This window comes from Chloroflexus sp. (genome assembly GCF_034434295.1).
Classification (GTDB): Bacteria; Chloroflexota; Chloroflexia; order Chloroflexales; family Chloroflexaceae; genus Chloroflexus.
In genome coordinates this window covers 38,201-47,083 of record NZ_DAOTZQ010000092.1, presented here as the reverse complement: position 1 = coordinate 47,083, position 8,883 = coordinate 38,201, and the positions used below count along the sequence as shown (strand labels likewise).

The 8,883-nt window shown below is 54.1% G+C and carries 6 protein-coding genes; 2 read left to right on the top strand and 4 right to left on the bottom strand.

Features of this window, described 5'->3' with window-relative positions; all coding sequences use genetic code 11:
• The 4 genes from VAE57_RS13135 to VAE57_RS13120 all read right to left on the bottom strand — a co-directional run.
• Positions 1-808, bottom strand: an 808-nt coding sequence (locus VAE57_RS13135) for a helix-turn-helix domain-containing protein (RefSeq protein WP_322822326.1), incomplete at its 3' end; no start/stop codon positions are given.
• 511 nt (positions 809-1,319) lie between these two features.
• On the bottom strand, positions 1,320-2,135 hold the full coding sequence (locus VAE57_RS13130; RefSeq protein ID WP_322822325.1) for an FkbM family methyltransferase: 816 nt from the start codon (positions 2,133-2,135) through the stop codon (positions 1,320-1,322).
• An 83-nt stretch (positions 2,136-2,218) separates the two neighbouring features.
• Entirely contained in the window at positions 2,219-2,551 is a 333-nt protein-coding gene (locus VAE57_RS13125; protein ID WP_322822324.1) for a multidrug efflux SMR transporter, read from the bottom strand.
• A gap of 340 nt (positions 2,552-2,891) precedes the next feature.
• Entirely contained in the window at positions 2,892-3,773 is an 882-nt protein-coding gene (locus VAE57_RS13120; RefSeq protein WP_322822323.1) for a LysR family transcriptional regulator, read from the bottom strand.
• A 405-nt stretch (positions 3,774-4,178) separates the two neighbouring features.
• Between VAE57_RS13120 and VAE57_RS13115 the strand changes: the two genes are divergently transcribed.
• On the top strand, positions 4,179-5,762 hold the full coding sequence (locus VAE57_RS13115) for a proton-conducting transporter membrane subunit (protein ID WP_322822322.1): 1,584 nt from the start codon (positions 4,179-4,181) through the stop codon (positions 5,760-5,762).
• 42 nt (positions 5,763-5,804) lie between these two features.
• A complete protein-coding gene (locus tag VAE57_RS13110) occupies positions 5,805-8,321 on the top strand; it encodes a DUF2309 domain-containing protein (RefSeq protein WP_322822321.1) in 2,517 nt (838 codons plus the stop codon).
• Positions 8,322-8,883: the final 562 nt, after the last annotated feature.

The following is an 8,883-nucleotide window of genomic DNA, read 5'->3' as shown; positions in this document are numbered from 1 at the left end:
CAAACGCACGTGCCGTTCCCTCCACCAACGGCAAGTAACACACCATCCAAAGTGTATGCTGCGTAGACGGCATCCCCACTCTGATGGTTGCATAATGAAGTGGCCCCAAAACAGGATGGCAGTACCGATATTCATTATATTCATTATTATATTCACCGTGATACGCTGTAGCAGTGAGCTGCGTCTGTTCCCAACAGAATTGGAAGTCTGGATAGTTGCGTAACGTTGTTAGCAGGTTTCTGAACATTGGACTGGCACGGTACCGTAATGAGAGCATACGAAACAATCGCAAACTGGTAATGACAACGTGCTGCCATTCATCATTTGGTAACGAACGAAATGTTGACTGTGGTTCAAACAACATGCGGATCAGGTTGTGTCTTGGACTGGCATCACCATTTGGCGGCCCGATAATGTTGGCTAATGTAACAAACATCTGATTGGCAGCGATCAAATGCATGTAGGGATCGCAAACAAAACCCGGAAATGGCATGGTTGCCAGACGAGCACAAAGGTGCGATTCTACGTGATCGTAAAGAGGCAAGGGTGGTGCCGTTAACTTGTCTACATCCATCGCAGCGAGAAAGAATTCATACCGTTCGCCAGCCGTTAACCTGAGTGCATCCGCCAGTTTGCGCACAACCGTGGTATCGAGATGGGAGAAGGTGCCACTTTCGATGCGCTCGATCATACGGCGTGACAGACAGGCTTTATCGGCCAGGACTGCCTGCGTCCACACCTTTCCCTGCTCGTCGTAGTGTTCTTTGCGCAGCGCTTTTACCAGCCTGCCAAATGCTTCTGGATTCATCGTTGCTCTCAGCAATTCGTAACGTCGCTTCTGACCGTGCGTGTTCGGGCTTCCTGTCATAAGAGACGCGACAACAATGGTTGATTCGGCAGGACTTCGGAAGACATTTCAACCGGCTCGTCTATCAGTTCGGGCGATATACCCGGTACTCACGACGGCGGCCTGCATACCCAGAGTACGACTGGCGGACGCCGGCACGCTATCAGGTATCGCCAAATCCTGGCACAACCACAAGGCATCAACACCCGGCTACCAGTGTTCATGCCGTTTTAGAAATCGTCTTCAATTGCTGAAAAGGTATCGATGGAGAACAGGCCGCGTGTAGCAATAGCAGATGGATTGAGTTATTTTACTTGCACAACAACCCAACTCAGACATTCCCGCCCAGGCAATGGCACAATCCAGAGATCACGCTGTGCTAAACATGTAAGAACACTGCTCATCACCTGCAGCAATACTCTTACTTAATTTACTACCTATTTCCTACCTTCTACCCCCTACCTCCTATCTCCTATTTTCTATCTCTTATCCCCCCATACCAGCACTTCGGCAGCGAAAGTCCATCACGGGCCGTATTCGTGTGATCGAGGGGATGGGGAAAATCACGGCGATAGTGCTCACCGGTTAACCGATCTCGGCGGAGAAATGTAAATTCCATGGTACGGGGAATAGTAATGTCACTCAGCGTCATCGCACCACGCTGATTATTTGGATGGATATGAACACAGGCATGGGTTTGGAGCAGTTTCGCGATTGCCCGACCGGCAACCCGGAAGAAGAATTTATTCCACAACTGATCCAGATAATGAAACTCGATCACAATGATCCGAAACCGGCGGAGCAGGTCGGTCGACGTTGCCAGCAGCACTTCGTACTCCGATCCCTCAATGTCCATTTGCAGCAAGAGATCGTCAGTGCTGTCTGCCGGCAGCGATTGCTGCACCCAATCATCTAATGTGATGTACTGCTCGTCGGTCAATGCGCCAATAAAGCGCTTGCAGAAGCGAAACGCCGGATGGTACGATGGTGGCCCATCAACTGAGGCGTCTGCCATGAAGACAGTCATCCCCCGCCTGGCGCAATCGTGCTCGAAATCGGCAATTCCGCCAACACCAGGCGAGAAACAGGTGGTAATTCCTTCCAGATCGTCTGGTAGGAGGTAGCCACCATCACCGGCAGGGCCGAGACGGATGAAGGGTGTCGGAGGTGTCAGTGGATGGAGTTGACGGATCAGGGTTCGTACCTGATCAACCGGCGTGAGATTGGTGAGAAACATGCGCCGGTAGGCCAAAAGCCTGATCGCCTGCTGTAAAACGATTTGTTTCATCACAGTGCCAGAATAATTGATCTACGTATTGAACACTGTCATTCTAGCAGTTGTGATGATCGAAATCAATAAACATTAGCTTACTAGCGCACCTCAACTTTTGACAAAAGATTCAAAATAACTACCCCGACAATAATAAACCCAATCCCAATCAGTGCCCATACATCAAGCCGCTGGCCGTACAGGAACCAGGCTGCAACCGTGATCAGCACAATCCCGATTCCCGACCAGACTGCGTATGCGATGCCAACGGGTATTACTTCCAGCGCCAGCGACATTGCGTAAAACGAGATAGCATAGCCTGCTACGACGATCAGCGATGGCAAGGGGCGGCTAAAGCCGGCGCTGGCTTTGAGTGCTGAGGTTGCCACAACTTCGGTCAGAATTGCTACCATCAGGTAGAGCCAGTGTTTCATGATGGTTCTCCATGGTGTTCATAGTGCCCAATGATGAACAAATATGCCGCTACGGTGCCGTTGATGCACCCACAATAATATTTCATGACCCAAGTTGCTACCTGTGCTGTGCGCAGGCCACGTGAGGCTGGCTGCCAGGATGAACGGTACGACGCTGCGCCCAATACTATGCCACGTACCTGGATGAACGATGTGGGTAGCAGCCGGTTCCTATGGACGCGCTATGTCACGCACCCCCTCAGAGTAGCAGCTTGGGTCATCCCCATCCTCTGGATCCTCCGTGCCTCTGTGGTGACAAAGGGAGCAATTTGGGTTAATAATCAATCGGTCAGAATGACAGCTATTCCGGTGTTGTGTTTCCGGGCAGCACCAGCCGTAGGAGAGGATTGGGAAAACGGCGCGGCATGGTAATCGCACAGAAGGTTTCGACAAGCTCCGGCAGTTCAGCGTATTCCACCAGCATCCCGCTGCGCAACTCATCCGTCACGACAATCGGCGGAATGACTGCTAATCCATTGTGTTCACGCGCTACCAGACGAAGCATCGCCATATCGTCGATTTCAGCCACGATACGAGGGTGAATGCCTAGCCGATGAACAAGCGCATCAAAGCCGGTGCGAATCGTAGACTCCGGTGATGGCACGATAAGCGGTTCACGCCGGAGCAACACCTCCAGCGGTTGCTGATACCGATCTGATCGCGGTTGTCCAATCAGCCCTACCGGTTGCGTATCGATGATATGGACTATCCACGGCGTAGCGTGATCGCGATTGGGAACACCGGTTGACAGCACAATATCCAGATCGTAGAGCTTCAGACTCCCAAGTAGCTCGTCAAGCGTGCCGGAACGGACAATCACGGTAATTTCGGGATCGGCAAACAAAGGACGCAAAAACCCCACTTGAAAATTGCGCGATAAGGTGGCCAGCGCACCAACTCGCAAGACCTTTTGGTGGGCTTCGGCCAGCCTGCCAAAGGTACCGAGCAGTTCGTCACCTTTGGCGAAAATGGCGTCGGCAAAGTCCAGCGCAATGTGACCGGCTTCGGTCAACACCAGCCGGCGACCAGCACGCTCAAACAGTGGTTGCCCCAGATACTCTTCGAGTGCGCTGATCTGCATCGAAAGCGCTGACTGGGCAATGTTGTGTTTACGAGCGGCCCGCGTCAGGTTACCTTCATGAGCCACAATCCAGAAGTAACGGAGGTGATGGTAATTCAGCATATTGCCAGGTCTCGTATCGGTACATGCTTTCGTCCTTGCCAGATGCTACCACTATACCACCGCCGGGTAGCAAGTAATTCACCGGTGATGGAGGTGGCAATGCGTCACGTCGTGATTGAGGAAGAGCACGATAACCACATACCGGCACATTATTGCGGATGCGCCGTGACAGGGAGGAAGATGGTGCTGTCACTCAGAATCGTGTCGCCTGGCCCCTCTCTTGCCACTCCACGCTGCGCAAGAATGTTTGAAAGCGTCTGGTTATACCATCCCGATAATGGTCAGAGCAGGTCATAAAACGTTCTTTCAAAAAGAACGTTTTATGATAATATATATATTTTACTGATTATTTAACACATGCTACTATCGAGATGTCGAGGATATTGTGAAGGAGGGAACGACAGTATGGACGCGTTGGTCAGTAACCTGGCGCTGTTGGGGTATCTCCCACCACTGTTGTTGATGGCCGTGGCCCTGCTCGCGGCCATCAATCTGTTGCCATCGGCTCATCTGACATTTCAGATCGGACGGCTAATCGGGATCGGTTCATTCTTACTTCTCCTCGGTATTGGGATCGTTGTCTTTACTTCCGGGCCAATAGTAAACCCAATCATCGGTGTTGGTGAGATCGGTTTTGTCGCCAGGTTTGACGCACTGAGTGTCGTGATGTCGTGGTTGGTCATCTTGTTAGGTACGCTCTTGATCCAGTTTAGCCGCAATTATCTCGATGGTGATCCACGCCAGAAGGTGTTTTTTCTTCGTCTCTACCTGACGATCAGTACAGTGCTATTGATGGTGTCAGCCGGTAACCTCTGGCAACTGGTGCTGGCCTGGATTGGTACCAGCCTCACTCTGCACGAATTGCTGGTCTTCTACCCCGAACGTTCACGCGCCATTCGGGCCGCCCGCAAGAAGTTTATCATAGCGCGGATCGGTGATCTCTGTCTTATCATTGCGGCAATTCTCCTCGCTCAGACCTTCGCTACAACTGATATCGGCATGATCCGGGCTGCCGCTGCCTCAGCTCTCGCCACGGGCGTTATTCCAACCGGAGCAGCCATCGCTGCCATTTTGATTGTCATAACCGCAGCTTTGAAATCGGCGATGTTTCCCTTCCACGGTTGGCTGCTTGAGGTAATGGAGACACCTACACCGGTTTCAGCACTGTTGCACGCCGGTCTGCTGAATGCGGGCATCTTCCTGGTTGTCCGTTTTGGTGAACTGGTGTTTCTCTCCACCCCGGCACTGATCCTGCTGATCGTGATTGGTGGCTTTACCGCCATCTTCGCTTCATCGGCAATGATTACCCAGAGCAGCGTAAAGGTCTCGCTGGCCTATTCCAGTGCTGCACACATGGCGTTTATGCTGATGCTGTGTGGGTTTGGCGCACACACAGTAGCGATTATGCACCTGATCGCTCACTCGTGTTACAAGGCGCACGCTTTCCTGTCGTCGGGCAGCATTATTGAATACGTGCGCAATACCGGCATCCAGAAACTCGATAAAGTCCCCAATCCGTTGCAGTTGCTGATGAATATCGTGCTGGCAATAGCCATCTTCCTGGCGGTCGCAACAGCACTGGGGATCGATGTCACTAAACGCCCCGCCGAGACCGCGATGATCACGATCTTTATGATCGCGGTTGCCTATCTGATTGTCAAAGGTACGACCGGCCAGGCCCCGCTGTATGTTGCGAGTCGCACCATTGGTATGGCAACCCTGGTTACCATCGCCTTTTTCATCCTTGAAGTTGTCGCTGAAGCCATATTCGGTTCGGCGGTTGCTGTCTACCCACCACTCGATCCGACTACCTTCACAATGGTGATTGTGTCGGTGATCGCGTTTGCGTTGGTAATGATCCTCAGCGTCTACCTGCCGATCCTGAAGGATCGCCCGGCCTGGCGCACCTTCTATGTCCATCTCAAGCATGGTTTCTACGCTAACACGCTGTTTGACCGCTTCATCGATACGTTTCGCCTGGCCCGTTAATCGTTGAATGGGGATTACTCACTTGCAATGGAGGTAATACCAATGAGCCTGATTGAAACGCAGCTTCGCTCACTACCGGTGACCACGAAGCCAATCCGCGACCTGACGATTGATGCGGTTATCGCGGCAACAAAGCGCGCCGAACAGCGGATTGCTCCGCTATGGCCATTACGCTACTTCGTGGCAGTCAATCCCTATTTGGGGCTAATCGACCACTCCTTTGCCGATGCTGCGCAGTTGCTGGCCCGGCGAGCAGATGCCCGCATGACGGCACCCCGTGACTTTTACGCCCAGGCGATCAAGAGTGGACGCATCACCGATGCCGATCTTGCTGCGGCAATTGCCGACGAGAAGCTGCCCTCGCCGGCTCCGGCAAGTATCGCTGCACTGAAGGCGTTCGCATTCAGCAAAGACCCCGATCCGGCAACGACACCACTGCCTACCATTGCTGATGTCGCAACCACTGTTACCGGTATCAATTGGGCTGATTTCGCTACCGATGCGATCTCCACCTGGGCCGGTGCGTACTTCGATCTGGGTCAATCCTACTGGCGCTCACCATGGGCACAGTTGCCGGCTTATGCTGCCTGGCGAGCCGAAACCGCTCACGACCGTACCGCACAGACTCGTGGCGTGTATGGCATGAACCGGGCACTCCGCGAATTGCCCGAAACAGCGCTTGAGACGATTGTCACCGCTGTGAAGATACTTAACATCCCTGAACAAGGTTTGGAAGCGTATCTGCACCGACTGTTACTGACGATTCACGGTTGGGCCAGCTATGCCCGCTATCTGCGCTGGGACGCAGAACTCTACGGCGGTGAGGATCACACACTGACCGACCTGCTGGCGATCCGTCTGGTGTGGGAAGTTGCGCTCTGGCATAGTTTTGCCGACCGGGGTGTTGCCGAGGCGTGGCACAAGCGCAAGCATGAACTGAGTAATGAACAACTGACGGAAACAGCTCAGTATGCACTGACCGGCAACATACTGCTCCAGCGTACCTTCGAGAAGTCGTACCAGCGGCAATTGTTCTCCCGCCTCGGCGCGGCCAGACCGGCAACGACCTCGCAACGCAAACGAGTGCAGGCGGCATTCTGTATCGATGTGCGCTCTGAAATCTTCCGGCGTGCGCTTGAAACCGTCACCGACGACATCGAAACTATTGGTTTCGCCGGGTTCTTCGGCTTTCCCATCGAGTATGTGCCACTGGCTGAAGTCCACGGCGGTGCCCAGTGTCCGGTGTTGTTGACACCCCAGTTTGTGATCGCCGAAGCAGTTGATGGCGCATCGACAGACGAAGTGGCGAAGATTATAGAGCGATGTGCCATGAGGCAGCGGGTTGCCAAGGCATGGCGCATGTTCAAATTCGCCCCGATCTCCTGTTTCGGCTTCGTTGGCCCGGTCGGACTGGCGTATCTGCGCAAGCTGGTGTTGGATACGCTCGGTGTCACCCGCCCGGTGCCGCATCCGGCCCAGTTTGGCCTCGATGCCCGCACGCGTGCGCACGTGGCCCCCAGTCTCGAACCGGGCTTGATCGGCGACCGACCGACCGGCATGATGCTGGAACAGCGGGTCGCTGCCGCCGCCGGTGCGCTCAAGGCCATGTCGCTGACCGACAACTTCGCCCGTATTGTCTTACTGGCCGGACACGGTTCCACAACGGTTAACAACCCACACGCTACCGGTCTCGATTGTGGTGCCTGTGGTGGTCATACCGGCGAAGCGAATGTGCGGGTTGCCGTGCGTATTCTGAACGATCCAGCAGTACGGATCAAACTCAAGGAGCAGGGCATCGTCATTCCAGACGACACCGTGTTTGTGGCCGCCCTGCATGACACTACTACCGATGACATCACCATCTTCGATACGCACATGATCCCGGCCAGCCATGCCGACGATCTCAAGCGGTTAGAGGCCGACCTGGCTGCCGCCGGTCGCCTGGCACGTGCCGAACGTGCAGCCCTGCTCAAGATTGATCGCAAGGCCGACATTGATCGGCACGTGCGTCAGCGCAGCAAAGACTGGTCGCAGGTACGACCCGAATGGGGATTGGCCGGCTGTGCGGCATTTATTGCCGCACCACGGGATCGTACTGCTGGAATTAAACTCGATGGCCGTTCCTTCCTTCACTCGTACACCTGGCAGCAGGACAGCGATTTCAGCATCCTGGAACTGATCATGACGGCACCCATGATTGTGGCCAGTTGGATCAATCTTCAGTACTACGGCTCGACCGTCGATAACCGGTTGTTCGGCAGTGGCAACAAAACGTTGCACAATGTTGTCGGCACACTCGGCGTACTTGAGGGTAATGCCGGCGACTTACGAGTTGGCCTGCCGTGGCAGTCAGTTCACGATGGGACGAATTATGTCCACGAACCGATGCGGCTCCACGTATTGATTGAAGCCCCCATCCCGGCGATGACAGCCATTATCGCCAAACACGAGCAGGTGCGGCAACTGCTCGATAACGGCTGGCTCTACCTGTTTGCCCTTGATGAGCGGGGAGTCGTTACCCACAAGTACGCCGGCAATCTTCAGTGGGAACCGGTATAATGCTGTATCCGGCGCACAGTACAGCGAGAAATACTATGTCGTAGCCGAAACTGTGTGCCACCACATCAGCACATACTACCGGTCTGACTCCACAGCTCCTCACGCTCCTACGGTTGCAGCGCGAGGAGCTGTCGGTCGTTGATGATACAGAATTGGCGCGGTTGCACGATGGCTACGAAAACACAGCTCCTGCATTTGCAAGCACACACTACATACTATCAAATCTGGTGGAATAGCATTCATGAAACGCGATCCGATAATCACCCTGACACCATACCTGAGCGTGGATGTGCCAAACCAGCATTCCTGCTGCGCACGCAGAGGATCACGTTTCGGAGAGGATATCGTTACCAGACCGGATTGCCCGCGTCGCGTGGTATGGATTGCGGCAGCATGACGGCTGCACCAGCCTTGCTCACAATCAGGCAGACGCGAGGTGTAGCATTTACCTTTGCCGGTACGTGAACCTGGTTAAGGGAAGGCATGTGGTTCGGAGGCTCGCCCCACGAGAGAACTGCACCGGTGAATCACCGGTGAATCACTGACAACCTGGCGAAGGGCC